The organism is Protofrankia sp. CiP3, assembly GCF_917627345.1.
Lineage (GTDB): Bacteria > Actinomycetota > Actinomycetes > Frankiales > Frankiaceae > Protofrankia.
This window is the reverse complement of sequence record NZ_CAKJTM010000053.1, coordinates 13,704-37,503: the sequence shown is the minus strand read 5'-3', so window position 1 is coordinate 37,503 and position 23,800 is coordinate 13,704. Positions and strand designations below refer to the sequence as shown.

Sequence of the window (23,800 nt, the reverse complement as noted above, 5' to 3'; positions counted from 1 at the left end):
CTAAGAGGCTCCGGCAGTAGGGCGTTCGATCAGGGAGCGGCGTCCGGGCGGATGGATCGCGAGGCGGCGGAGGGAGCCACCCTGGTGTTGGGTGGCGACCGACGACAACGACGCGAGGCGCCGCCCGGACACCGCGAGCCGGACAGTCCTATTGCCGGAGCCTCTAAGGCGCGTTTCGGAAGCCAGCTGTCCGGCTCGCCGCGCTCTGGCCGCGTTCTCGGCCACACCGATACCACTCATCCGGTATCGGTGTGGCTCGCGGCCTTGCCAGGAGCCACCTGGACGCGGCTCCCTGATCGAACGGCGACTTCCGGAACACGCCGTGACCTGGCTTCGGGGAGCTGGGGATGCTCGAGGCGTGCCGCAGGCGCTACCTGGGGGAAACGGTCAGGACGAGTTTGCCGAACACCTCGCCGCGGGCCAGCTTCACGAACGACGCGCGGGCGTCCGCCAACGGACGGACATCGGCTATCGGTGGCCGCAGCCCGGCCCGATCGACCAAGGTCGCGAGGTCGGCCAGCTCGTCGCGGGTGCCCATGGTAGAGCCGATCACCGACAGCTGCAGGAAGAAGATCCTGTTCAGCTCGGCCGGCGGGTTCGCGCCGCTCGTCGCGCCGGCACAGACGATGCGGCCGCCCGGCCGCAGTGCCCGCACCGAGTGCTCCCAGGTCGCCGCGCCAACGGTTTCGATGACCGCATCCATCTTGACCGGCAGTCTCGCCCCGGCTTCGAACGCCTCGTCCGCACCCAGCTTCATTGCCTGCGCGCGTTTGGACGCGTCTCGCGAGGTGACGAAAACGGTATGACCGGCAGCCTTCCCGATCATAATCGCGGCGGTGGACACGCCACCACCCGCGCCCTGCACCAGCAGGGTGCCACCGCCGGCAGACGGCAGCCCGGCCCGGTTGACGATCATGCGGTAAGCGGTCAGCCAGGCGGTCGGCAGGCAGGCGGCCTCCGCAAACGACAGGGACGCCGGCTTGGGCACGAGGTTGCGCCGCGGCACCGCCACGACCTCGGCCAGGGTCCCCGGATACAGCTCCGAGAGAAGCGAACGCCGCGGGTCAAGCGTCTCGTCGCCGCCGCCCGCGGCCGGGTCACCGACGACCGCGTGGACGATCACATCTTCACCGTCCGCGCTCACTCCGGCCGCGTCACAGCCCAGAATCATCGGCAGCCTGTCCGCGGGCAGCCCTACGCCGCGCAGGCTGAACAGGTCGTGATGGTTGAGCGCCGCGGCCCGGACAGCCACCGTGGTCCAGCCGTCCGGGACGGACGGTTCCGGGCGCTCGCCCACGGCCAGCCCGGCCAACGGGTCGACTGAGCTCTGGGATACAGCGGCAACGGCGAGCATCGGTACACAGTAGAGGCGCCGCGGACGCGGTGTCGCGGGGCTGGGGCACGCAACACGCCCGAGCCAGACCGATGGCCGCACGCGCGGCACGGCGCCCATCGCGTGCCTGTCCAACCTGTGCTCCACTCTTCGATGTGGTGTCACACAAACAGATGCCAGTGACCGGTCCAGGCCCGTCCCGATGGTTCCGCCGCGGACGGCGCGCGCCCGTGCCGTCGGCCGACCCCGCGCCAGCTGTCCGCGGCGACAACGACACGATCGTCATCGTCTCCGCGACGGACTTCGTCTCCTGTACCTACAAGGGCTGCGGGACGCTCCGGCCCCTGATGGACGCCTCCGAGAACCATCCCTGTGCCGGCTGCGGCCGGGTCTGACCCAGATAGCGCGCCAGGTGCTATCTGGGGACCCTCCTGCGCAGGCTCCCGGTACGCTCCCTGAAAGCCGCCGTCACCGCTCTACCGGCGGGCCACGCCATCGGCGCGAGCCTGCCGGGCCACAGCGGCGGCAACCGCTGGCGCGACCCGGTCGTCGAACACGCTCGGGATGATGTGCTGCTCGGTCAGCTCATCCGCGATCACCGCGGCGAGCGCGTCGGCCGCCGCCAGCTTCATCGGCTCGGTTATGTGGCTCGCGCGGACGTCCAGCGCGCCGCGGAACACCCCCGGGAAGGCCAGCACATTGTTGATCTGATTTGGATAGTCACTGCGGCCGGTGGCCACAACCCGGGCATAGCAGTGCGCGACCTCCGGATCGACCTCGGGGTCGGGATTCGCCATGGCGAAGACGATCGACTCCGATGCCATCGACGCCACCGCGGCCTCGGGCACCTTGCCCGAGGACAGACCGATGAAGACATCGGCTCCGGCCAGCGCGTCGTTGATCGAGCCCGACAGGCCGGCCCGATTGGTCTCAGCCGCGACCATCGCCTTGATCGGGCTGAGATCGGGACGACCGGCGTGCAGAATGCCACGGCTGTCACCAACCGCAATTTCCCCGATACCAGCAGCAAGCAGGATGCGGGTCACAGCCACGCCCGCGGCACCCGCTCCGGACACGACCGCACGCAGCTCCCCAAGGCCTCGGCCGGTCAGGCGGGCCGCGTTCACAAGGGCGGCCAGCGTCACGATGGCCGTCCCGTGCTGGTCGTCGTGGAACACCGGAATGTCCAACCGGCTCTGCAACAACCGCTCGATGGCAAAGCACCTCGGCGCCGAGATGTCCTCCAGGTTGATGCCGCCGAAACCGGGCGCCAACCGGGCGACGGTCTCCACGACCTCCTCCACGTCGGTGCAGTCAAGGCAGATCGGCACCGCGTCCACGCCGGCGAAGTGCTTGAAAAGCGCGGCCTTGCCCTCCATGACCGGCAGCGCCGCGGCCGGGCCGATGTCGCCGAGCCCCAGCACCGCGGTGCCGTCGGTCACCACCGCGACCGCGTTGGAGCGCCAGGTGAAGTCGTCGGCAAGCCCCGGCTCGGCCGCTATGGCCGTACAGACACGCGCGACGCCAGGAGTGTAGGCGAGTGACAGATCCTCGCGGTTGTTCAACGGGACGGTCAGCGCAAGGCCGATCTTTCCACCCTTGTGCAGGACAAAGGCGGGGTCGGTATCGCGGCCGACCGGCCCGGGCACATCCACGGTGGCTGCCTGCGCAGCCGGCACCCGCGCGGATGGATCAGGCCCGACCTGACCAACGGAATGGTCGGTTGTGGCGGTCATCACATACTCCCTCGGACGAGCTGCCTCGACGGGTGGGAGGCGTGGACGGCGAACCGGGGATCGCCCGGGGATGCTGTCCAATATGACACGTGGGCTCTTCTGCCTGCTCACAAGCGTCTCCCGACTCCGACTGAAGCACGCGCATGTCCTCGGGCGCACAAGGTGCGCGCCAAAGAAGCCACGGCACGCCGCAATGCCAATGGATCAGCATGAGAAGACCAATAAGAGCGTCCGGCAACAGGGGCGTGGATCAAGGAGCGGGGCTGGGGTGCGTGCATCGCGAGGCGGCGGAGGGAGTCACCCTGGCGTTGGGTGGCGACCGACGACAACACAGCGAGGTGCGTGCCCCAGCCCCGCGACGCCGCGTCCCCTGTTGCCGGACGCTCCAAACCAGCGATGCCCGGCCGGGCGGTGGTCTCGGGCCGCTCTGGTGGTCTCGGGCCGCTCGGCATCGGCCGGCGCGGTCCGCGAGCCGGCACCGCGGCGGCCCGCGGTGTCCGCTGACAGCGGCGGACACGTTGGCCACCCAAAGGACGTCGTTACCCGGTACGGTGCGCGTTCGTGGAGGTTCATGAACTCGCAATAGCCGGCGCCTGGGTGTTCACCCCCCGCCAGCACACCGATGGCCGAGGCACGTTCCTGGAGTGGTTCCGCTCCGAAAGCGTGACCAAGGCGATCGGTCACTCATTCGATCTCGCCCAGGCGAACCACAGTGTGAGCCGGCGAGGGACGCTGCGCGGCGTCCACTATGCCGATATCCCGCCCAGCCAGGCCAAGTACGTCACATGCGTGCACGGCCGGGTTCTCGACTGCGTGGTCGACATCCGAGTCGGCTCGCCGACCTACGGGACGCATGCGGCGGTGGTGCTCGACGATGTCGACCGGCGGGGCCTCTACCTTGCCGAGGGGCTCGGGCACGCCTTCATGGCACTCACCGACGACACGGCGATCTCCTATCTCTGCTCGACGACCTACAACCCCTCGCGTGAGCACGGGATAGACCCGCTTGATCCCGATCTGGCACTGCCGTGGCCCCTGGATGTGCCTCCGCTGCTGTCCGAGAAGGACGCGCAGGCCCCTGCCCTGAAGGCGGCCGAAGCCGCGGGCCTGCTCCCGTCCTACCCCGACTGCCTCGCGTTCTACGCGTCCCTGCGCAGCCAGCATGGTCGCGGCCAGTAGCGGGCGACAACCCGGCCCAGCACGTCCCCGGCCGGCACGGAACCGAAGGCCGCGCTGTCCGTGCCGAGCATGACGTTGTCGGATCGCAGCCACCACGACCCGTCAGGCTCGACGAAGGCCGCGCGCTTCACGCCGAGCCCGCGTCCGGGCAGCCGCGCCACGACCACGTCTCCCGCCCGCGGGGCCACACCCCACAGCACCAGGCACGCATCGCCGTCCCGCAGCGTCGGCTGCATGGACCCCCCACTGACCCAGACCGCCCGTACCGCGACACCCAGCCTCATCCGGGTAGGTTGCCAGACGGTGGGAACTAGAGCCCTGCTGCCGCCCCGGACCGCTTTGGCCCGCCATGCCTGACGATCAACAGGCGCCTTGCGCCCACCAGATGTTCCCCATACGTCCAGCCAGACGAGAAAGGACGGCGGCATGAGCCTCCTGCGTCCGAAGACAACGGTCAGCGCCCACTGTGACCTGCCCTGCGGGGTCTACGACCCGGCCCAGGCGAGGATCGAGGCGCAGTCCGTGAAGGCAATCCAGGAGAAGTTCCAGGGAAACGACGACCCGGCCTTCCGCACCCGGGCACTGGCCATCAAGGAAGAGCGAGCGGAGCTGGTCAAGCACCACCTGTGGGTACTGTGGACCGACTACTTCAAGCCCAACCACGTCGAGAAGTACCCCGAGCTGCATGACCTGTTCTGGCAGGCCACCAAGGCGGCGGGAGCGGCCGGCGCCAAGGGGTCGGTCGACCCGGCGGACGGGCAGCGGCTGCTTGACCTCATCGACCGGATCTCCACGATCTTCTGGGAGACCAAGGCCGCCTGAGAGCACCCGCGGGCAGGGCGTCCGGGTGGATGTATCCGGGCCTGGCGGATCGGCGAAGTCGATCCGCCAGGCCCGGCCCGGGCGGCGCCTCGCGGCGTTGTCCTCGGTCGACGCCCAGCGCCTCCGGTGACTGCCTCCGCCGCCTCGCGATCCATCCACCCGGACGTCGCTGTCTGATCGAACGCCCTGCCGCCGAAGCCTCTTATCAGGCCAAAAATCTCAGTTTTTTCGGTTCAATAGGACCATCGTCGCATCCAGGGCGATGGGACGTTGCCGGAATCACCGTCACAATCGCCAGAATTGATCACCCAACCTGCGGAGGTACCTCAGCGCTGGGTACGGTGGTCGTCAGGTGGCACGAAGCGGGAACGGACGTCGGCGGTTGACAGTGGCGTGACCATGGTTTTCACGCCGCCGGAGACCTTGAGCGACAAGCGACAAGGGGGTACCGCAGTGGACACGATGCCAACGACCGGAACCGCGAACGGTCAGGGCGGTGTCCCGGGCGGCGGGGTTCCCGACGCCGACGCCTCCACCGGCACGGCTCCCAGCTCCGGCGTGCCTGGTGGTGGACTACGTGACATCGTGCAGCTCACGCTCCCCGCGGCAAGCGCCTACCTGTCGGTTCTGCGGACCGCCACGGCGTCGCTCGCGGCCCGCGGTGATTTCACCCTCGACGACATCGAAGATCTACGGATCGCCGTGGACGAGGCATGCGCTCTGCTGCTGCTGTCAGCCGCGCCTGGTTCGAACCTGGAGTGCACCTTCGAGCTCTCCCCCGGGATCATCCAGGTCGGCGTGACCGTGCTCAGTGTGGACGGCGAGCCCCCGTCCACCGACACGTTCGCCTGGACGGTGCTGACCGCCCTCGCCGACGAGGTCTCCAGCTCGGTGTCCACCGATTCGCGGGTCACCATCAGGCTGCGCAAGCGACGCGGCGTCCCCGAGAACAACGCCGTACGCGAGAGCAACGGATACAGCCCCACAACCGCCGCGCAGACAACCAAGACACAATGGGAAAAAAATGCAGGCGCACCGAACAACGGGCCGGTGGGCGCGCCGTGACCGCAGGCCGCATCCGACCGTTGCAGAACGCCGTGCCCCCGGCCACGCAGCGCTCACGGCCTCTGCTTGATGACGCCCATGGCCTCATGGCCCAGAACGAACCCGCGCCCACCGGAGCCGCGCCTGATGAAGCCGGCCGGGACGGGCCCGGCGGCGACGCCGCTGCCAGGCCGGGCGACAACGACCTCCTGCCGCCAGAGCCATCCGTACCCACCGCGACGGTCACGGTCCAGGGCGGACCAGCGGACGACCAGCGTCACGGTTCGGGCCACCCTGACGAAACCAACGACAGGGCACGTGCCCGCGAACTGTTCGCCCAGCTGGTCGCGATGCCCGACCGCACTCCCGAACGGGCGGAGATCCGTGACCAGCTCGTCCGGATGCACCTGCCGCTGGTGGAGTACCTGGCCCGCCGCTTCCGCAACCGTGGCGAGCCGCTCGACGACCTGACCCAGGTCGCGACGATCGGGCTTATCAAGTCCGTTGACCGCTTCGATCCCGAGCGCGGGGTGGAGTTCTCCACGTACGCGACGCCGACCATCGTCGGCGAGATCAAGCGGCACTTCCGGGACAAGGGCTGGGCGATCCGGGTGCCGCGACGGCTGCAGGAGCTCAAGCTGTCGCTGACAAAGGCCACGTCGGAGCTGTCCCAGACGCTCGGCCGGTCACCAACGGTAAGCGAGATCGCCGCGCATCTCCAGATGACCGAGGAGGAGGTGCTGGAGGGCCTGGAGTCCGCCAACGCCTACTCGGCGGTCTCGCTGGACGCTCCGGACTCCGGCGACGACGAAGCCCCCGCGGTAGCTGACACCCTCGGTGTCCAGGACGAGTCCCTGGAAGGGGTCGAGTACCGGGAGTCGCTCAAGCCGCTGCTGGAGAAGCTGCCCCCACGGGAGAAGCGAATCCTGCTGCTGCGCTTCTTCGGGAACATGACCCAGTCGCAGATCGCCGCGGAGCTCGGGATCTCCCAGATGCACGTCTCGCGCCTGCTCGCGCGCACCCTGGCCCAGCTGCGTCGCGGGCTGCTGGAGGATGCTTAGAGCGCCCGGGCCGGGCCGTCAGCGTCGGGGCGCGCCGGGATCACTGGGTCGATAGCCGCCTGCCAGGCCGATGAGCGTGAGGACGGCCACCGCGACAACGATGATCGATATACCTTCGCCATAACGATGGCCCTGGAGCAGGCCGACAGCGACAGGAAAACACAACAGCTGTACAACAACAACGGGTGAACGCGCCCACCACCGCCCGGCCAGCAGCGCCCGCCCCAGCAGGCAGAGCCCGGCACCGGCGGCGATGGCGAACAGACCACCGATCTCGGCCCGGCCGCGGTCGCCGGTGCCCGCGCCGAAACCCCGCACGATCAGAAACATCCCGAGACCGACAAGCGCGAGCCCCTCGACGCTGAGCAACACCACCGCGGCCGGCAAGGCGCGCGCGGCATCCCGCGGACGAGCGCGGTACCGGTCGATCCTGGAAGGCACCCACCGACAGTACGTGGTCGCGTAGACGGCGGTGGCGGGCACATCCACCAGTGGTGCCCGATGTCCGCCGGTGGCAAGGATTACGTCGTGACCGCCTGGCAAAGTCCAAGCAGCTACCGTGGACATCATGCGCGCGCTGTTGGTCGTGAATCCCATCGCAACGGCGACGACGCGACGCATCCGGGATGTGCTGGTCAGTGCGCTGGCCGCCGATCTCAACGTGGACGTCGTCATGACGAAGGGCCGGGGCCACGCCGCCGAGCTCGCTGAGCGCGCCGCTGACAACGGCCTCGGCCTGGTTGTCGCGCTCGGCGGTGACGGAACGGTCAACGAGATCGTCAACGGGCTGCTCCGCTCGGGGCCTGCCCCCGACGCCCCGGCCCTCGCGGTGGTGCCCGGTGGCAGCACCAACGTCTTCGCCCGCGCGCTGGGCTATTCGGCCGCCCCGGTGGAAGCGACGGGAGAGCTGCTGGAGGCCCTCCGAGAGGGCCGCAGCCGCCGGATCGGGCTCGGGCACGCGGCCTTCACCCGTTCCCCGGGTGCGAGCCAGTCCCGCTGGTTCGCCTTCTGCGCCGGCTTCGGCCTGGACGCGGCAGTGGTCGAGCAGGTCGAGCGCAAACGGGTACACGGCCGCCGCAACACCCCCGGGCTGTACTTCCGCTCCACGCTCGGCCGGTTCGTCCGCAACACCGGGCGCCGCTGGCCCCTGATCACCGTCAGCACAGGCGAGCCAGCCGCGTCCAATAAAACGAATAGAACGGGCAGACATGCCCCGGCAGAGGCCCAGCGCACGGCCCCGCCGGGTGATCCGGGCCACCCGGCATCGGTACCGGATCAGGTGCTGATGGCCGTGGTGTGCAACACCGCGCCCTGGACGTACCTCAATGCGCGGCCGGTACGTGCCTGCCCGGCCGCCTCCTTCGACAGCGGGCTGGACCTTGTCGGCCTGCGCCGGCTGACGGTGACCACGACGACCCGTAGCGTCCTGCAGATGCTGCACAGCTCCCGGGGACCTCAAGGCCGTCACGTCCTCGCGCTGCACGACGAGCCGCGGATCACGCTGACGGCCGCGCAGGCGATCCCGTTTCAGCTGGACGGCGAGTACATCGGGCCGCAGACGGAACTGACGGTCAGCTCCGTGCCCAAAGCCCTGCGCGTCATCGTCTAGGAGCGCCCGAGAACAGGGCGTTCGGTCAGCGAGCGGCTCATCCGCGCCCGATCCGGCAAGGCGACGGAGGAAGGCGCCCTGGTCCTTGGGGCGTCGACCGACGACAACGCAGGGAGGTGCGTCCCCCTCCCCCGTCAGGGTCCGAGCTTGCGGACAACCTCGGCCGGATCATCGCAGATCACCGCGTCCACACCGGCGTCACGCAGCTGCTCGGCGTCGGCCACCGAGGCGACTGTCCAGGTGACCAGGCCCACGCCCGCAGCCCTGGCCCGTTCCGGCATCATCGCGGAACCAAGCACGGACGACACGTGAGCGTGCAGCTCCTGGTGCCCGGCCGATCGCACATAGGCGATGCCGCCGGTCACCGACATCCGCGGCATGGCCAGGAAGGCCGTGCTCACGGCGATCTCGGCGTCGCGTACCGCCTCGATCGCGAACCAGTCGAACGAGGAGACGGTGACAGCCGACGAAGCCGCCAAAGCGGTGTTGGCGGCCCGGCCGAACCCGCGAGCCCGCAGCAGGTCGATCAGGATCCGGGCGGTCTGTTCCCGCGGCGCGTCGAAGTCCGGCTGGCCCGGCTGGTTCTTGACCTCGAGAATGATACGGCCGCGGCCGTCCCATGCGTCAAGGATGTCGGTCAGCGCCGGCACCCCGAGATCACTGAGTTCGCGGGTGCTCCGGCGGACGACGGCCCGACCGGTCAGCCGGCCCGGTATCCGGGCGTCATGCACGCACACCAGATCGCCGTCTGCGCTGCGCCGTACATCCACTTCGATACCATCGGCACCGGCACGCAACGCCGCGTCCACTGCCTCGACCGTGTTCTCCGGGCCGGGCGTCCGGCTACCGCGATGACCAAGAACCTGCATGAACCAACGATGCCATCATAGCGGTGACCATGATGGGCAGGGACCTCTCAGGGGGATCCGCATAAGCGGAAAACCCTCTGGACGACGGCAGCCAAGGCCAATCCGGCATGTTCTCCAGATCCCCGGCGGATGTGTGTTCGCTGGGCTAGCAGTGTTGGAGAGCCCATCTGTCAACGCCGTTCGACCCACCGCAAAGCGTGGTCCGCCTGTGTCTCGACGGGACAGGCGCAGGCTAGAAGGGCTGGGAAGCCACTTCCAGGTTCTTGCGCCCACGGCAGTTGCGGTGGGAGGGTGGCGAATGTCCGAGGTGGATGGACCATGTACACCTCGGGCTCACGCGCGAGGGTGCAGGCGGTCGAAAGATCGATGCTCCGCACGGATCCGGCATCCAAATGATTGTCGGGAAGTGCGGCACAACCGTAGCGGCTCGCAAAGCGTCTCACGTGCAGTGTGGCCCGAGACGAGAGAGGGAGTTGTACGCATGGACTGGCGCCACAGAGCGCTCTGCCGTGACGAGGATCCCGAGCTCTTCTTCCCGATCGGTACTACCGGTCCGGCTGAACGCCAGGTCGAAGAAGCAAAGGCCGTCTGCAGGCGGTGTGCTGTAACAAGTGATTGCTTGAGCTGGGCACTTGACACCGGGCAAGATTCCGGGGTTTGGGGCGGTTTGAGCGAGGATGAGCGCCGTGCACTCAAACGCACAGCGCGCACCCGAGTTCGCACCGCCTGATTACCCAGAACCACCGATCCGGCACGAGCCGCACGACGACTTCCCGGTTGGCCCGGATGTGATGGACCGGCCAAGGGAGTGTTGCCGCGCGCCTTGATGCCAATCCCATCCGTATTCGTGCGGTTTGCGAGCGGAATCATCAACACCCGCTGTACCGGGGGCGAGACAGCAGGACATGGGGGGCCAGAACGGGGTGGGACGGCGCCAGGCACGGTGGTGCTGTACCCACCTCGACGGTCCGCATAACATTGATCTTCAAAAGAATTTTTCATACGCGCAACGGGATGGACAACAGCGCCTCCGTACCACGATCTGGTCCCGCCTGGAGCCGAATCGCTCCCTGCATCTCACCAAGCACAAGCTGGCGGACGATCTGGAGGCCCAGCCTGGGCGAGTGCTCCAGCTGGAAATCGTCGGGCAGCCCCGCGCCGTCATCGGCGACCACCACATCCAGTCGATCAGCATCACGATGGACACGGAGTTCGATCATGCCAGCCGATCCTTCAAACGCATGTTCGACAGCATTCTGCAGAAGCTCGGAGAGCACCAGCGCCAGCGGCGTGGCGAGTTCGCCGGGCAACCGCCCGAACGATCCCTTGCGGGTCGTGTTGGCGCGAGTCCCGGTCGAAGCGAGATCAACGGTGACCGACGTGATCTGATCAGCGATCTCATCAAAAGGCACGGATTCACCGAGACTCTGCGAAAGCGTCTCGTGAACCACGGCTATCGATGTCACCCGGCGCACGGACTCCCGCAACGCCAGCCGGGCCTCGTCCACCTTGGTCCGGCGCATCTGCAGCCGCAGCAGAGCCGCGACGGTCTGCAAGTTGTTCTTCACCCGATGATGGATCTCCCGGATGGTCGCGTCCTTGCTGAGCAGCTGCGCCTCCCGCCGACGAAGATCGGAAACGTCACGGACGAGGACGAGCACCTCCCGGGTGGCACCGGGGAACAGCGGGATCGCGCGCAACAGCACCACCGTGCTGGCAACCGCGAGTTCCACCTCGACCGGCCGGCGGCGGCCGATCGCGTGCCAGACAGCGGGCGTGGTCGCCGGCAGATTCAGCGTCCGATGTACCGAGCGAAGATCCTCACCGGTGACATTGCCGGTATAGCCAAGGCGGCGATAGGCCGACAGCGCGTTGGGGCTGGCGAAGATGACCTTTCCTGAGCCGTCCAGTCGAAGCATCCCGTCCCCGACCCGGGGCGCTTCGGGCAGCTCGGCCGCGCTTCCCCGGAACGGGAAGGCCCCCTGCGCGATCATCAGTGCCAAGTTGTTCGCGCACTGCAGGTAGGCCGATTCCAGCGCGCTGGGCGTCCGGGTAGTGGCCAGATTCGTGTCCCGCGCCAGCACCGCGATCACCCGATCGGAGTGCAGGACCGGGATCGCCTCGGTCCGGACCGGTACCCCGCCGTCCCACTCCGGCTCGCCCTCACGGGCGATCCGGCGTTCCCGCCACGAGTTCTGCACCACCCATCTGTTGATCATGACGCTGCCGACCTCATCGTTGTGATAGGCCGTCGGTCCGGTGGTTGGCCGCACCTGCGCCACCACCAGGAACTCAGCCCCTGGGCCGGATCCGCCACGGGCCGCCGCGGCCCTGCTCGGAACCAGCAGCAACAGGTCCGCGAAGGACAGATCGGCCAGCAGCGCCCAGTCAGCCACCAGAGCGTGCAGATGGTCGATGTCGTCCGCACCAAGATCGGTACTCTCGCGCAGAAGGTCCGCCAGCGTTCCCACGGAAGGCAGACTGCCAGACGCGGTGCCACCGCCGGAACGTGCGTCGTCTGTCGGTACCACGTTCGAACACCCGATCCCTCGTCAGCTCGCACCAGTCGGCCATAGGCTTCCGCTGTGCATCCCCCCGCAGGTCACACGGCCCACGACCCGCTCGCATGGTTGGCCAGCCATGCCCGCAGCCGGGAGGAGGCCGGGCTGCGGCGCGCTGTGCGCCCGCGCCTGCCCGGCGGGTGGGCCGCCGGTGACCCGCCCGGTCAACTGGACCTGGCCGGCAACGACTACCTGGGGCTGTCACGTCATCCCGAGGTGGTCGAAGGCGGGGTGCGGGCACTACGGACCTGGGGTGCCGGCGCTACCGGAAGCCGGCTGGTGACCGGAACGACAGCCCTGCACAGCGACCTTGAGGACGCTCTCGCCAGCCACACCGGCTTCGCCTCCGCACTGGTCTTCGCCTCCGGGTACGCGGCCAACCTGGGCGTCCTCACCGCGCTGACAGGTCCTGACGACCTGATCGTCTCAGACGAACGCAATCACGCGTCGCTGGTCGACGCCTGCCGCCTCTCCCGCGCGCGGGTGCTGATCGTCCCGCATACCGATGTCGAGGCGATCGACACGGCGCTGGCCGGGCAGCCATGGCGCAACGCCGTCGTCGTCACCGACTCGGTGTTCTCCGCCGACGGCGACCTCGCGCCGCTGCCAGCGCTGCACAGCGTCACCCGGGCCCGCGGCGCGCTGCTGCTCGTCGACGACGCGCACGGCCTCGGTGTGGTTGGCCCGGGTGGCCGGGGAGCGCTCGCGGACGCCGGGCTTGCCGGCGAGCCGGACGTGGTGGCCACCGTCACGCTGTCCAAGGCGCTGGGCAGCCAGGGCGGCGCGGTGCTCGGCCCGCCCGCGGTACGCGCGCATCTGATCGACACTGCCCGTACGTTCATCTTCGACACCGGGCTCGCCCCAGCCTGCGCTGGCTCCGCGCTGGCAGCGCTCGAGCTGCTGACCGCCACGCCCGCCCTCGCCACCGCGGTACGGCGGCGAGCCGGCCAGCTCGCCGTGCTCACGGGTGCCCCCCACCCCGCCGGGGCCGTGGTATCGGTTGTGCTGGGCGAGCCCGGACGCGCGGTGGAGGCGACAGCGATCTGCCGGGCGCAGGGCGTGGTGGTCGGCTGCTTCCGTCCCCCGACCGTGCCGCCGGGGACGAGCCGGCTGCGGATCGCGGCCCGCGCCGACCTCACCGACGCTGACATGGCCCGCGCCGCCACCGCCTTCGCCGCCGCGCTGTGCCCACCGGCACTGGCCGCGCCCTGAGAGCGACCAGGCAGCGGGAGATGCGGCGTCGCGGGGCTGGGGCACGCGCCTCGCGTCGTTGTCCTCGGTCGAGGCCCAGCGCCTCCGGCGCCTCCCCACACCGCCTCGCGATCCATCCACCCGGACGCCGCTGCCTGACCGAACGCCCTACCGCCGGAGCCTCTCATGACAGTGATCATGGTAACCGGGACCGGGACCGGTGTCGGCAAGACCGTTGTCACCGCCGCCGTAGCCACGCTGGCCCGTGGCCGGGACGCGGACGTCGCCGTGGTGAAGGTCGCCCAAACCGGTCTCGGACCGGGTGAGCCCGGCGACCTCGAGCACGTACGGCGACTGTCCGGCATCGATGATCTACACGAGTACGCCCGTTTCCCGGCTGCGTTGTCGCCGGCCGCGGCGGCCCGGCTCGCGCGGCGTCCGCCGGTGGCACTCACCGACGTCGCCCGGCGAGTAGCCGACCTCGCCCGGGGCCACAGGCTTGTCCTGGTGGAGGGCGCGGGTGGGCTGCTGGTCCGCTATAACGGCGACGGCGCCACCTTGGCCGATCTCGCCCGCGCACTGGCAGCGCCGGTACTGCTGGTCAGCGAGGCCGGTCTCGGCACGCTCAACGCCACGGCCCTGACACTGGAGGCGCTGGCCCACCGTGGGCTGGAGCTGGCCGGTCTGGTCATCGGTTCCTGGCCGCCCGATCCGGACCTCGCCTGCCGGTCGAACATCAGCGACCTGGAGATGCTGGCTGCCCGCCCGCTCGCCGGAGCGCTCCCGGCCGGGGCGGGCGCGGCGGATGCGGTGTCCTTCCAGGACACCGCCCGAGCATGTCTCGCACCGGCGCTCGGCGGTACGTTCGACGCTCATGAATTTCGAAAAAGACACAGTCCGTGACAGACATACCAATAGCAGGTGTCGAATGGTTGTTCACGGACCGACGGATCGGGCTCGGCTGAGAACTATCGCCGGCGAGCGAGCGTGAGCCTCGGCCGGTGTGCGAGCGTCCAGCGTGGGGAAACGAGTCCAGCCGAGCGTGGGCCCATCCCCGCACCGCCTCATCTCCGTATCTTCAGACGAGTCGAGGTCCGCGTCGGACCACAGGGAGACCACCGTGCCGCCATCGTCAGCGACCGTCCCGCCCACGGCCGAACTGCCCGCCGCCCAGCCGGCGGGCGGTGACATCGGCACCGACGACGACATCCTCCAGACAGCTCGCAGGCAGGTGCTGGAGGACGGCAACGGCCTGTCGGCCGAGCAGACGCTCACCGTGCTGCGGCTCGGTGACGACCGGATCAGCGAAGCCCTCGCGCTCGCGCATGAGGTGCGGATGCGCTGGTGCGGCCCGGACGTCGAGGTCGAGGGAATCGTCAGTCTCAAGACCGGCGGCTGCCCCGAGGACTGCCACTTCTGCTCCCAGTCCGGGCAGTTCGACTCACCGGTCCGCGCGGTCTGGCTGGACATCCCGTCGCTGGTCCAGGCCGCAAAGGCAACCAAGGACACCGGAGCCAGCGAGTTCTGCATCGTCGCCGCTGTACGGGGCCCGGACGAACGGCTGATGAGCCAGGTCCGCGCGGGCATCGCCGCGATCCACGCCGCCGTGGACATCAACATCGCCTGTTCGCTCGGGATGCTCACCCAAGAGCACGTTGACGCCCTCGTCGACATGGGCGTGCACCGTTACAATCACAACCTGGAGACGGCGCGTTCGCACTTCCCCCAGGTCGTGACCACGCACAGCTGGCAGGAACGGTGGGACACCTGCGAGATGGTGCGCGCGGCCGGCATGGAGCTGTGCTGCGGAGCGATCATCGGTGTCGGTGAGACGCTGGAACAACGGGCGGAACTCGCCGGGCAGCTGGCCGCGCTGGAGCCCGACGAGGTGCCGCTGAACTTCCTCAACCCGCGGCCCGGCACGCCCTTCGCGGACCTGCCGGTTCTCGACGCCACCGACGCCCTGCGGACGATCGCCGCCTTCCGGCTCGCGCTGCCGCGCACCATCCTGCGTTATGCCGGTGGCCGTGAAATCACCCTCGGCGACCTGGCTGTCGACGGCATGCTCGGCGGCATCAACGCCGTCATCGTCGGCAACTACCTGACGACGTTGGGACGCCCGGCCGAAGCGGACCTCGCGATGCTCGCCGACCTCAAAATGCCGATCAAGTCGATGCAGGCCACCTTCTGACCGGAGCGGCACCGGCCCGGCCAGGACCTGGCATCCTCCGGGCGCGCGGCCACGGTCCTTCCGCGCGCCCGGAGGCCCCAACACGCCCTACGCTCACCAGCATGACCGTCAGCGGGACCGAGACGACCTTCTGCGACCGGTGCGGACGCCCGCGCACCGATGGCGCGCACGACACCTGCGGGCGGGCCCGGCTGCTGGAACCGCCGCGCTTCTGCACGACCTGCCGCCGACGGCTGATCGTGCAGGTCACACCCACCGAGTGGACGGCGCGCTGCAGCGAGCACGGCGTGACCACCAGTTAGGGCGTGTTTCGAAAGCCATCTGTCCGGCTCGCCACGTCCAGGCGGCCTCTGGCTGCGTTCTCGGCCACACCGATACAACTCATCCGGTATCGGTGTGGCCTGCGGCCTTGCCAGGAACCACCTGGACGCGGCTCCCTGATCGAACCACGACTTCCGAAACACGCCGTAAGAGCGCCCGAGGATAGGGCGCTCCAAGTGGCCGCGGTCGGGCTGCGGTCAGGCCGCCGGCAGGCCGTCAAGAAGGGCGATCAGGTCTCCTTCCTGAACGACGTCTCCCTCCCGCACCGCGATCTGGGCGACCCGGCCGCCGTCCTCGCTGAGTACCGGGATCTCCATCTTCATGGAGTCGAGAATCACAAGTGTGTCCCCGGCCGACACCGTGTCACCGACACCGACCACGACCTTCCACACGTTGGCGACCATCTCGGCTCGAACTTCCTCGGCCACGGCTCCCCTTCCTAGGGCGTGTTTCGAAAGCCATCTGTCCGGCTCGCCACGTCCAGGCGGCCTCTGGCTGCGTTCTCGGCCTTGCCAGGAACCACCTGGACGCGGCTCCCTGATCGAACCACGACTTCCGAAACACGCCGTAGTCCCGACCGGACAAACGCGCACCGTGAGCGTAGTGCGCACGTGGACCCGACCGCTGCGCGCCACGGCGACAAAGAAAATCCCGGTTAGACCACTGATTCACCCAAATCCAGTGCCGGCCGACAGCCGATTGTGATCTTCCAACGCTCGGCCAGGGAGGCGGCACGGGCAAATCAGACATGCCGGAATGTCGCCCCTGCGCCGCGGCGCGGCGCGGACGAAGCACACTACGAGGGTGTTCGTTCTCCTTGTGCTCGTCCTGGTCGGTGGTGCCACGGTCGGGCTGATTCGCGGTGGGACGCCAGCTGCCCTGGTGCGGATCTATGTGGCGCGCCCACGGGCGCTCGCGGCCGCGTTCGCGGCGCTGCTCCTCGGACGGGTCGTCCCCGGCACCTACGCGGCCAGCTGGGTGGTGGCAACGGTCGCGGTGGCGTTCTTCGCGGCGGCGAACCCCCGGCTGCCAGGCCTCGGCCTGCTGCTGGCAGGCATCACGCTGAACACAGTGGTGGTCCTTGCCAACAGCGGTCAGATGCCGGTGTCGCGTTGGGGAGCCGACCGCGCTGGCGTCGCGTTCAGCGACGTGCGGGGCTCCTCCCAGTACGCCCCGGGGGACAGCGCCACGGTCCTGCGCCCGGCAACGGACGTAATACCGCTGGCGTTCCCGCCTGCGCCAGCGGTGGTCAGCATCGGCGACGTCCTGGTCGCCGCCGGGGCGGGGCTGTTCGCGGCGGTCGCGCCGGTGCGGGCGCGCCGTACGCTGGCAGCCCGCCGCGTCCATGCCGCACGGCCGGAGCACCCCGGCGCGGCCGGTCCCGCGGCTCCGGATCCCCTGGCCTCGACCGCGGCGGCGCTGTCAACGGACGGCCCATGACAGGATGACCGGAGCGGAGCTGATCGAAACGGAAAGAGAAAGGAGGTACCCGACGTGGCGAAGAAGAAGCGCAAGCGGCGTGCCCGCGCCAAGCACAAGGCCAACCACGGCAAGCGTCCCAACACCTGAGCCGGCGTCGGCGGGCCCCGCTCTCGCCCGGCCAGGCTGCGCGACGGCTACCCGCCGTCGACAGCCTCAGTGGGTGCTGGCGCGGGGCCGCAGCCAGGCGACGGTCTGGCCCAGACCGTCATCAAGATGAACCCGCGGTTGCCACCCGACCAGCCGCCGTGCCTTGCTGACATCGAGCTCGATCCGCTGGAGCTCCCCGGGACGGGACGGGGCGAACTCCGGGCTGTCGGCCACCCCGATGATCCCCGCGATTCTGCTGTGCAGCTCCCGGACGGCCGTCTGGGTACCGGTCCCGATGTTGAGCCGTTCGCCGTTGGCCGCCGCCGCCGAGACCGAGCGGGCGAACGCGTCCGCGACATCACCGACGAAGACATAGTCACGGGTGGTCAAACCATCACCGAAAATAACGGTCGGCCGCCCCTCGAGCATCGCCGTCCCGAAGATCGCTACCACACCGGCCTCGCCGTGCGGATCCTGGCGTGGCCCGTAGACGTTACCCAGCGCCAGCGCGGTCGTCCCAAGGCCGTATGTCGATCGATACACGGACAGGTACAGCTCGCCGGCGGCCTTCCCGGCCGCGTACTGCGACTCGGGAGCCACCGCGGCGGTCTCGTCGACCGGCAGCCGCCGGGGCGTCCCGTAGATCGAGCCACCGGACGATGTGTGGACGAACTTCCCGACGCCGGCCCGCCGGCTCGCCTCCAGCATGTTGATCGTTCCAAGCACGTTCAGGCGGGCATCAAGAAGTGGATCCCTGATACTCACCCGCACATCGATCTGCGCCGCCAGATGCAACACCGCGTCCGGACGGACGCGCCCCACCATATCCACCACTTCAGGCGAGGTGATATCGATCTTCTCGAACGAAAACCGGACATCATGGGAGGCCTGGGCCAGGTTCTCAAGCCGTCCGGTGGACAGATCGTCGATTCCGACGACGTCGTGGCCATCAGCCAGCATACGGTCAGTAACCGTGGAGCCGATAAAACCAGCCGCGCCAGAGACAAGAATACGCACGGCACCACAGCCTAACCACTACGGGCTGAACATCAGCGGACGGGCGCTCTACTCGGCGCGAAACTCCGACCTGGCCGCGTCGGCTCTCGCGGCCCGCAAGCGCTCCAGCACACTCCTGCGCAGGGCGTCGGGAGCTCGCTCACCCCCGCATCCGCGGGCTACCAGGAGCTTCACCTCGTGCTCCACGCCGAACTGGCGAAGACACGGGGAACATTCATCCAGATGTGAACGAATCAGATACTTGTGATCAAAATCGATCTCACCGTCGAGATACAGATAGACGGCTTCCAGCACCTTCCGGCAGTCGACAGCATGCGGGTCACCACAGGTCACGATCCACCGCCATCGCCTTCGGAGCGGCCGGCACGCACCAGGCCCCGCTCGTGGGCATAGTGCTCGAGCGAAGTACGCAGGCTGCGGCGGCCGCGGTGCAACCGGGACATCACGGTACCTATCGGGGTACCCATGATCTCCGCGATCTCCTTATAGGCGAAGCCCTCGACATCCGCAAGGTAGACCGCAATCCGGAAATCCTCGGGCAACGCCTGGAGGGCCTCCTTGATATCGCTGTCCGGCAGATGCTCCAACGCCTCGGTCTCAGCGCTCTTGAGCCCGCTGGACGTGTGCGACTCCGCGTCGGCCAGCTGCCAGTCCTCGACCTGCTCGGTCGGGCTCTGCAACGGCTGGCGCTGCCGCTTGCGATAGGTGTTGATGAACGTGTTCGTCAGGATGCGGTAAAGCCAGGCCTTGAGGTTCGTACCCTCCTGGAACTGGTGAAAAGCCGCAAAGGCCTTGACAAAGGTCTCCTGAACCAGATCCTCGGCATCGGCAGGGTTCCGCGTCATGCGCAGCGCCGCCGCATAGAGCTGATCGAGAAAAGGCAGGGCGTCTTGCTCGAAACGGCTGGCCCGCTCTTCGGCAGTCTCTTCGACCAGGACCACTCCCTCGTACCTCGGGTCGTCCGCGGGGTGCCGGTTGACAGGCACGCAACCGACCATCGAAACGGACGATACCTTGCCGGGTGCAGTCACGCGGGCGGAAAAACCACCGAGGGAACCAACGGCCGGCGCGCTGCGACAACGACCGGGATCGCTCCCGTCCCCGGCGCGCGGCCGTGCGGGGACGACCAGTACCGGCACGGCGCCGCCGCTACCGGGGCCGGTACCGGACACCGGCCCACTCGCGAACTGAGTAGTCATCAAACCTCCGAGTGGATGTCCCCGCCGACGGGGAACGACGCGGCCGATCGGGGACGAAATGTCCCGGTGAGCAGGCTGTTCGCGTCGACGGCCCGAAGTGCCTTGTAGGTTGCGTAACCGTCCGGCCGGGCGCTGGGATTCCCGCCAGCCGGGCCGGGCCGAGGGCCGCCGTACCAACGACCACCACCGAGGCGGCGCGCGGGCCGGCCAGCCCCAATCCCGTGAGGCCTCCCGTACGGGCAACACAACACGGACAGGACAACCAACACGGCACCACGCATTCAACTACCAATACCACACAAAAACACTACAAAACCACGGCCGCGGGCGCGGCGAGAAACCCGTGGCACCCGCCCTCCGGCTATCTCCAGCAGGGGCACGCCGGGAGGGGATCCACCAGCCACGGTCAGCGCCGTGACAGATATGCCACCGTTGATCATCCACATCTGTCAGACTTCCCGGGAGTCCGTGTGACGTGTTTCGCATCTTCTCTCTTCGAAGGGTAGGAAAGGTCCATGCTGCCCCGCCTCGACGCCGAGCCAGATCAGCCGCGCGGACGAACCACGACCCTCGTCTACGAGGCACCCGCGGACAGCGATGATCCGTACTGGGCGTTCTACGAGGATGTCGCCGCAACTCAGCTGGCCAGCTGGCTGCCGACGGCACAGATCCGGGTTCTGGACGTCTCCGGCCCACGGACGCGGTTCGCGCGCCAGATGGTCGCGGCCGGGCACGACGTCGTGCGGGTCCTCCCCTCGGTGGACCGGCCCAGCCCCGCGCATCTCGGCGTGGCCGAGACGCGCGGCCGGGAGCAGCTGGGCGGGCCCGCCACCGACCAGGGAAGGTTCCTGCACGTCGCGGGCGATTCCCGCTCTCTCGACTGGTTCGCTCCGGCAAGTTTCGACGCTGTCCTCGCCGAAGGGCGGACGCTGTCGTTCTGCCTGGCGACCGAGACGACCCTGGAGGAAATCTACCGGATGCTGCGCCCCGGCGGGCGGCTGCTGTTGTGTGTCGACTCGCTGCTGCTCGGCCTTGCCCGCCTCGCCGAGCAGCACCGCTGGGCCGAGCTGTCGGACGTGCCGCGGGCTGATGTCGTCCTCGTCCCCGCTGAGGACGGCTCCATCACCCGCTGTTTCTGGCCGGAGGAGCTGCACGCGCTGCTGACCAGCGCGGGCCTGGACGTCGACTGGATCCGGCCGCGAACGGTGCTGTCCGCCGAAGCGGTGACGCGCGCCGTCGCCGCGGATGTGTCCTGCTTCCCCACCCTCGTCCGGACCGAGGTCGAGCTCTCCGCCGAACGCGAGGGCGAGTCCATCGGCATCCACCTTGTCGCCAGCGCCCGCCGCCCCGGCTGACAAAGACCATCCCCAGGGCTTCGGGCACGGTGCCGGCAGCCGCTATCCGCGGGAGGTGGCGTGCGGCATGCTGAGGTGATGACCGCCACCATGGACGTGCCCATCGACCCCTGGCCGGCGCCCAGCGTGGATCGACCGGTCGACGCGACCGTGATGATGCCCGGCTCGAAGTCCGCAACCAACAGAGCGCTGGTGCTGGCGGCGATCTCGGACGGCACGAGCCGGCTGCGCCGGCCCCTACGATCACGTGACACGTTGCTCATGGCCGCCGCGCTCCGCCGGCTCGGGGTTGCTGTCGTCGACGACCACGGCGACTGGGTAGTCCATGGTGAGCTCCCGCTGCGGGCGGCCCAGGGCGCTCTGATCGACTGTGGCAACGCCGGCACCGTCGCCCGGTTCACCCCGGCGCTGGCCACGCTTGCCCACGGCGACCTGGTATTCGACGGCGACCCGCACATGCGTGAACGTCCGCTCGGCCCGCTGCTTGACGCGTTGCGGGCCCTCGGCGCGCGCATCGACGGCGACCGGATGCCGCTGACCGTCCACGGACGCGGACGCCTTACCGGAGGCGAGGTGACGGTGGACGCGTCCGCGTCCAGCCAGCTTGTGTCCGGGCTGCTGCTCGCGGCACCCCGCTACGATCATGGTGTGACCGTCCGCCATGTGGGCTCGCGGCTGCCGTCCTGGCCGTACCTGGAGATGACCGTCGCGGACCTGCGTGCGGCCGGTGCCCTGGTCGAGGTTGATACCGACCGGCGGGCGGGGGTGGCGGGGGCCGCGGTGACGGCGCGCTGGTCGGTCGCGCCCGGCCGGATGCTCGCCCACGACCACGTCATCGAACCCGACATCAACAGTGCCGCCGCCTTCCTCGCGGCGGCGGCCGCGACCGGCGGTCGTGTTGTTCTCGCCGACTGGCCGGCCGCGACCGTGCAACCCGGCCGGATGCTCCCGGACCTGCTGGCCGCGATGGGGTGCGCCGTCACCCGGACAGCGGCCGGTCTCGAGGTACGCGGGCCGCAACGCCTGCGGGGCATCGACGTCGACCTCACCGACTACGGCGAGGCCGCGCCCACCCTCGCGGCGCTCGCCGTCCTCGCCGATTCGCCCAGCCGTCTGCGGGGCATCGCGCACCTGCGGCTACAGGAGACCGACCGGCTCGCGGCGCTCGCGGCGGAGCTGGGGCGCCTGGGTGCGGCGATCACCGTGACCGATGACGGGCTGGCCATCTCTCCCGCGCCGCTGTCCGGCGCCCGGCTCGACCCGCGGGCCGACCATCGGCTCGCCATGGCCTATGCGGTGGTGGGGCTGGTCGTGCCGGGGGTGCTCGTCCACGACATCGCCACGACCGGCAAGACCGTGCCACACTTCGACCGGCTGTGGGCACGCATGCTGGCCGGTACCAGGATGCTGGACGAGACGGTCCGGCAACAATGAAAGCCCGCCGTCGCGGGCTGGAACGGCGCGGGTGAATGCCGCGGGAGCTGGACGAGGACGACGTACGGGTCCGAGCCGGGCGCGGGTCACGGCCACGCACCCGGGAGCGGCCCGACCACGCCGACGCGGTGGCGGCGAGTATCGTCGCGGTCGATCGAGGCCGCTACACCTGCCATGTCACCGGACGGATCGCGGCGACGGCAGCGACCGTGCGGGCAACCAGGGCGAAGGCGCGGGCGGACGATGGGTCGACCGGCCCGCCGCAGTCCACCGGTATCCTGGTCGCCGCCGTCCGCGGCGGCTCGCTACGCCGGACGAGCGTGATCGTCGGCGATGAGGTCGCCCTGGTCGGGGACGTCTCCGGCTCGCCTGGCAGCCTGGCCCGGATCGTCGCGCGAGCTGAACGCCGGAGCGTGCTGCGGCGCACCGCCGACGACACCGATCCCCTCGAACGCCCGATCGTCGCCAATGCCGACCGGCTCATCATCGTCTGCGCCCTCACGGACCCACCACCACGCACCGGAATGATCGACCGATGCCTGGTCGCGGCCTACGACGGTGGCCTGGAACCGGTGCTCTGCCTCACCAAGGCCGATCTCGCCGACGACGCGCCATTGCGGGAGCTCTACGGACCGCTCGGCTTCCCGGTGGTGACCACCCGGCCGGACAGGAGCGTCGAAGCGCTGACCGCGCTGCTCCGCGGCCGTGTCTGCGTCCTGTTCGGTCATTCCGGTGTCGGCAAGTCAACGCTGGTCAACCGGCTGGTACCGGATGCCGCCCAGACAATTGGCGCGGTCAACGCGGTCACCGGACGAGGCCGGCACACCTCGTCCGCGGCCATCGCCCTGCCGATGCCCGGTGGGGGCTGGGTCGTCGACACCCCGGGGGTGCGCTCGTTCGGGCTGGGCGCGGTCCGCGCGGAGCGGGTACTGGCCGCTTTTCCCGATCTGGCTCCGGCCGCGGCCGCGTGCCCGGGTGGCTGTACCCATCAGGCGGGCCTCGCGGACTGCGCGGTCGACCGCGCCGTCGATGACGGGCTGGCAGAGCCCGGCCGGCTCGCGAGCCTGCGCCGGCTCCTTGTCGCCCGCTCCGGTACCGAGCCGGCATAGCGGGGCGGGCCAGCCATAGCGGGGCAACGAACCCGCCTGGCGCACCAGGCCCGAACTCGGTGGGGATATCCGTCATTGCCGGCCGACGCCCCGGTACGCTCGCCGCGTGACCCGTGCCGCACAGACAGATCCGGACCCCCGCCCCAGCGGCCTACCGGCTCGTAGCGTCGAAATCCCGGCGAGCCCGGCTGCCGACGACC

26 protein-coding genes are annotated in these 23,800 nt (G+C 69.3%); 16 read left to right on the top strand and 10 right to left on the bottom strand.

The features are described 5' to 3' along the window. Positions 1–370 precede the first annotated feature (370 nt). Complete coding sequence (locus MJ797_RS17330; protein ID WP_239336114.1) at positions 371–1,354, bottom strand: zinc-binding dehydrogenase; 984 nt, start codon at positions 1,352–1,354, stop codon at positions 371–373. Between the two features lie 152 nt (positions 1,355–1,506). Between MJ797_RS17330 and MJ797_RS17325 the strand changes: the two genes are divergently transcribed. After that, positions 1,507–1,728, top strand: coding sequence for a hypothetical protein (locus MJ797_RS17325; RefSeq protein WP_239345866.1), 222 nt, complete (start codon positions 1,507–1,509; stop codon positions 1,726–1,728). Between the two features lie 81 nt (positions 1,729–1,809). Here the strand turns inward: MJ797_RS17325 and MJ797_RS17320 are convergent, their stop codons facing one another. After that, positions 1,810–3,069 carry an NADP-dependent malic enzyme gene (locus MJ797_RS17320; RefSeq protein WP_239336106.1) on the bottom strand — a complete coding sequence of 420 codons (1,260 nt, stop codon included), beginning with the start codon at positions 3,067–3,069 and terminating at the stop codon, positions 1,810–1,812. A gap of 561 nt (positions 3,070–3,630) precedes the next feature. On the opposite strand from MJ797_RS17320, the gene MJ797_RS17315 reads away from it, so the two are divergent. Further along, positions 3,631–4,248 (top strand): dTDP-4-dehydrorhamnose 3,5-epimerase family protein, encoded by a 618-nt coding sequence (locus MJ797_RS17315; RefSeq protein ID WP_239336104.1) that lies wholly within the window; start codon positions 3,631–3,633, stop codon positions 4,246–4,248. Here MJ797_RS17315 and MJ797_RS17310 read toward each other — a convergent pair. Next, positions 4,209–4,676 (bottom strand): S24/S26 family peptidase, encoded by a 468-nt coding sequence (locus MJ797_RS17310; RefSeq protein ID WP_239336102.1) that lies wholly within the window; start codon positions 4,674–4,676, stop codon positions 4,209–4,211. The two genes, MJ797_RS17315 and MJ797_RS17310, sit on opposite strands and share 40 nt — an antisense overlap. Between MJ797_RS17310 and sodN the strand changes: the two genes are divergently transcribed. The 3 genes from sodN (at position 4,675) to MJ797_RS17295 (ending at position 7,175) form a co-directional block, all read left to right on the top strand. Then, on the top strand, positions 4,675–5,070 hold the full coding sequence (sodN, locus tag MJ797_RS17305; protein WP_239336100.1) for a superoxide dismutase, Ni: 396 nt from the start codon (positions 4,675–4,677) through the stop codon (positions 5,068–5,070). The two genes, MJ797_RS17310 and sodN, sit on opposite strands and share 2 nt — an antisense overlap. A 462-nt stretch (positions 5,071–5,532) precedes the next feature. Beyond that, a complete protein-coding gene (locus MJ797_RS17300) occupies positions 5,533–6,135 on the top strand; it encodes an anti-sigma factor (RefSeq protein WP_374582453.1) in 603 nt (200 codons plus the stop codon). Beyond that, positions 6,132–7,175, top strand: coding sequence for an RNA polymerase sigma factor SigF (locus MJ797_RS17295; protein WP_239336098.1), 1,044 nt, complete (start codon positions 6,132–6,134; stop codon positions 7,173–7,175). Before MJ797_RS17300 ends, MJ797_RS17295 begins: the two co-directional genes overlap by 4 nt. An 18-nt stretch (positions 7,176–7,193) precedes the next feature. Here MJ797_RS17295 and MJ797_RS17290 read toward each other — a convergent pair whose 3' ends face one another. Then, positions 7,194–7,664 carry a hypothetical protein gene (locus MJ797_RS17290; protein WP_239336096.1) on the bottom strand — a complete coding sequence of 157 codons (471 nt, stop codon included), beginning with the start codon at positions 7,662–7,664 and terminating at the stop codon, positions 7,194–7,196. A 79-nt stretch (positions 7,665–7,743) separates the two neighbouring features. Between MJ797_RS17290 and MJ797_RS17285 the strand changes: the two genes are divergently transcribed. Beyond that, entirely contained in the window at positions 7,744–8,784 is a 1,041-nt protein-coding gene (locus MJ797_RS17285; protein ID WP_239336126.1) for a diacylglycerol kinase family protein, read from the top strand. Between the two features lie 134 nt (positions 8,785–8,918). On the opposite strand, the gene MJ797_RS17280 is transcribed toward MJ797_RS17285, so the two are convergent. Beyond that, positions 8,919–9,653 (bottom strand): glycerophosphodiester phosphodiesterase, encoded by a 735-nt coding sequence (locus MJ797_RS17280; RefSeq protein WP_239336094.1) that lies wholly within the window; start codon positions 9,651–9,653, stop codon positions 8,919–8,921. A gap of 481 nt (positions 9,654–10,134) precedes the next feature. On the opposite strand from MJ797_RS17280, the gene MJ797_RS17275 reads away from it, so the two are divergent. Beyond that, positions 10,135–10,383, top strand: a complete 249-nt coding sequence (locus MJ797_RS17275) for a WhiB family transcriptional regulator (RefSeq protein WP_239310115.1) — start codon at positions 10,135–10,137, stop codon at positions 10,381–10,383. A gap of 268 nt (positions 10,384–10,651) precedes the next feature. Here the strand turns inward: MJ797_RS17275 and MJ797_RS17270 are convergent, their stop codons facing one another. After that, the gene (locus MJ797_RS17270) at positions 10,652–12,124 is read right to left on the bottom strand and encodes a sensor histidine kinase (protein ID WP_239310116.1); all 1,473 of its coding nucleotides are present in this window, start codon (positions 12,122–12,124) and stop codon (positions 10,652–10,654) included. 114 nt (positions 12,125–12,238) lie between these two features. Between MJ797_RS17270 and MJ797_RS17265 the strand changes: the two genes are divergently transcribed. The 4 genes from MJ797_RS17265 to MJ797_RS17250 all read left to right on the top strand — a co-directional run bounded on the left by MJ797_RS17265 (position 12,239) and on the right by MJ797_RS17250 (position 15,898). Then, the gene (locus tag MJ797_RS17265) at positions 12,239–13,426 is read left to right on the top strand and encodes an 8-amino-7-oxononanoate synthase (protein WP_239336090.1); all 1,188 of its coding nucleotides are present in this window, start codon (positions 12,239–12,241) and stop codon (positions 13,424–13,426) included. 165 nt (positions 13,427–13,591) lie between these two features. Further along, on the top strand, positions 13,592–14,308 hold the full coding sequence (gene bioD, locus MJ797_RS17260) for a dethiobiotin synthase (protein ID WP_239336088.1): 717 nt from the start codon (positions 13,592–13,594) through the stop codon (positions 14,306–14,308). A gap of 217 nt (positions 14,309–14,525) precedes the next feature. Beyond that, the gene (bioB, locus tag MJ797_RS17255) at positions 14,526–15,596 is read left to right on the top strand and encodes a biotin synthase BioB (RefSeq protein ID WP_374582449.1); all 1,071 of its coding nucleotides are present in this window, start codon (positions 14,526–14,528) and stop codon (positions 15,594–15,596) included. 101 nt (positions 15,597–15,697) lie between these two features. Next, positions 15,698–15,898 (top strand): hypothetical protein, encoded by a 201-nt coding sequence (locus MJ797_RS17250; protein ID WP_239336086.1) that lies wholly within the window; start codon positions 15,698–15,700, stop codon positions 15,896–15,898. Positions 15,899–16,114: 216 nt separating this feature from the next. On the opposite strand, the gene MJ797_RS17245 is transcribed toward MJ797_RS17250, so the two are convergent. Continuing rightward, the gene (locus MJ797_RS17245; protein WP_239310119.1) at positions 16,115–16,345 is read right to left on the bottom strand and encodes a biotin/lipoyl-binding carrier protein; all 231 of its coding nucleotides are present in this window, start codon (positions 16,343–16,345) and stop codon (positions 16,115–16,117) included. A 376-nt stretch (positions 16,346–16,721) separates the two neighbouring features. On the opposite strand from MJ797_RS17245, the gene MJ797_RS17240 reads away from it, so the two are divergent. Beyond that, positions 16,722–17,357, top strand: coding sequence for a DUF5317 family protein (locus MJ797_RS17240; RefSeq protein WP_239336084.1), 636 nt, complete (start codon positions 16,722–16,724; stop codon positions 17,355–17,357). Positions 17,358–17,411: 54 nt separating this feature from the next. Then, positions 17,412–17,486, top strand: a complete 75-nt coding sequence (locus tag MJ797_RS27540) for a 50S ribosomal protein bL37 (protein WP_369809780.1) — start codon at positions 17,412–17,414, stop codon at positions 17,484–17,486. Positions 17,487–17,552: 66 nt separating this feature from the next. On the opposite strand, the gene MJ797_RS17235 is transcribed toward MJ797_RS27540, so the two are convergent. Genes MJ797_RS17235 through MJ797_RS17225 form a run of 3 tightly spaced genes read right to left on the bottom strand, consistent with a single transcriptional unit; the run spans position 17,553 to position 19,702 of the window. Continuing rightward, complete coding sequence (locus MJ797_RS17235; RefSeq protein WP_239336074.1) at positions 17,553–18,503, bottom strand: GDP-mannose 4,6-dehydratase; 951 nt, start codon at positions 18,501–18,503, stop codon at positions 17,553–17,555. Positions 18,504–18,551: 48 nt separating this feature from the next. Continuing rightward, a complete protein-coding gene (gene rsrA, locus MJ797_RS17230) occupies positions 18,552–18,836 on the bottom strand; it encodes a mycothiol system anti-sigma-R factor (protein WP_239310122.1) in 285 nt (94 codons plus the stop codon). After that, positions 18,833–19,702: a sigma-70 family RNA polymerase sigma factor gene (locus tag MJ797_RS17225; RefSeq protein WP_308128335.1), complete on the bottom strand. Its 870-nt coding sequence runs from the start codon at positions 19,700–19,702 to the stop codon at positions 18,833–18,835. The genes rsrA and MJ797_RS17225 overlap by 4 nt, the downstream gene beginning before the upstream one ends. A gap of 515 nt (positions 19,703–20,217) precedes the next feature. Here MJ797_RS17225 and MJ797_RS17220 point away from each other — a divergent pair. From MJ797_RS17220 to rsgA, 3 genes are all read left to right on the top strand, one after another. Next, positions 20,218–21,057, top strand: a complete 840-nt coding sequence (locus MJ797_RS17220; RefSeq protein WP_239336072.1) for a class I SAM-dependent methyltransferase — start codon at positions 20,218–20,220, stop codon at positions 21,055–21,057. A 78-nt stretch (positions 21,058–21,135) separates the two neighbouring features. Further along, the gene (gene aroA, locus MJ797_RS17215; protein ID WP_239336070.1) at positions 21,136–22,491 is read left to right on the top strand and encodes a 3-phosphoshikimate 1-carboxyvinyltransferase; all 1,356 of its coding nucleotides are present in this window, start codon (positions 21,136–21,138) and stop codon (positions 22,489–22,491) included. Between the two features lie 35 nt (positions 22,492–22,526). After that, a complete protein-coding gene (rsgA, locus tag MJ797_RS17210; RefSeq protein WP_239336067.1) occupies positions 22,527–23,600 on the top strand; it encodes a ribosome small subunit-dependent GTPase A in 1,074 nt (357 codons plus the stop codon). Positions 23,601–23,800: the final 200 nt, after the last annotated feature.

Bases quoted from the DNA above. Each gene is read 5' to 3' on its own strand.
- MJ797_RS17250 (WP_239336086.1), top strand. From the start codon at position 15,698: ATGACCGTCAGCGGGACCGAGACGACCTTCTGCGACCGGTGCGGACGC.
- MJ797_RS17310 (WP_239336102.1), bottom strand. From the start codon at position 4,676: ATGCCGCCGTCCTTTCTCGTCTGGCTGGACGTATGGGGAACATCTGGT.
- MJ797_RS17285 (WP_239336126.1), top strand. From the start codon at position 7,744: ATGCGCGCGCTGTTGGTCGTGAATCCCATCGCAACGGCGACGACGCGA.
- MJ797_RS17325 (WP_239345866.1), top strand. From the start codon at position 1,507: ATGCCAGTGACCGGTCCAGGCCCGTCCCGATGGTTCCGCCGCGGACGG.
- MJ797_RS17275 (WP_239310115.1), top strand. From the start codon at position 10,135: ATGGACTGGCGCCACAGAGCGCTCTGCCGTGACGAGGATCCCGAGCTC.
- MJ797_RS17330 (WP_239336114.1), bottom strand. From the start codon at position 1,354: ATGCTCGCCGTTGCCGCTGTATCCCAGAGCTCAGTCGACCCGTTGGCC.
- rsgA (WP_239336067.1), top strand. From the start codon at position 22,527: ATGCCGCGGGAGCTGGACGAGGACGACGTACGGGTCCGAGCCGGGCGC.
- sodN (WP_239336100.1), top strand. From the start codon at position 4,675: ATGAGCCTCCTGCGTCCGAAGACAACGGTCAGCGCCCACTGTGACCTG.
- MJ797_RS17300 (WP_374582453.1), top strand. From the start codon at position 5,533: ATGCCAACGACCGGAACCGCGAACGGTCAGGGCGGTGTCCCGGGCGGC.
- aroA (WP_239336070.1), top strand. From the start codon at position 21,136: ATGACCGCCACCATGGACGTGCCCATCGACCCCTGGCCGGCGCCCAGC.
- MJ797_RS17280 (WP_239336094.1), bottom strand. From the start codon at position 9,653: ATGCAGGTTCTTGGTCATCGCGGTAGCCGGACGCCCGGCCCGGAGAAC.
- MJ797_RS17220 (WP_239336072.1), top strand. From the start codon at position 20,218: ATGCTGCCCCGCCTCGACGCCGAGCCAGATCAGCCGCGCGGACGAACC.
- MJ797_RS17225 (WP_308128335.1), bottom strand. From the start codon at position 19,702: ATGACTACTCAGTTCGCGAGTGGGCCGGTGTCCGGTACCGGCCCCGGT.
- MJ797_RS17320 (WP_239336106.1), bottom strand. From the start codon at position 3,069: ATGACCGCCACAACCGACCATTCCGTTGGTCAGGTCGGGCCTGATCCA.
- bioD (WP_239336088.1), top strand. From the start codon at position 13,592: ATGACAGTGATCATGGTAACCGGGACCGGGACCGGTGTCGGCAAGACC.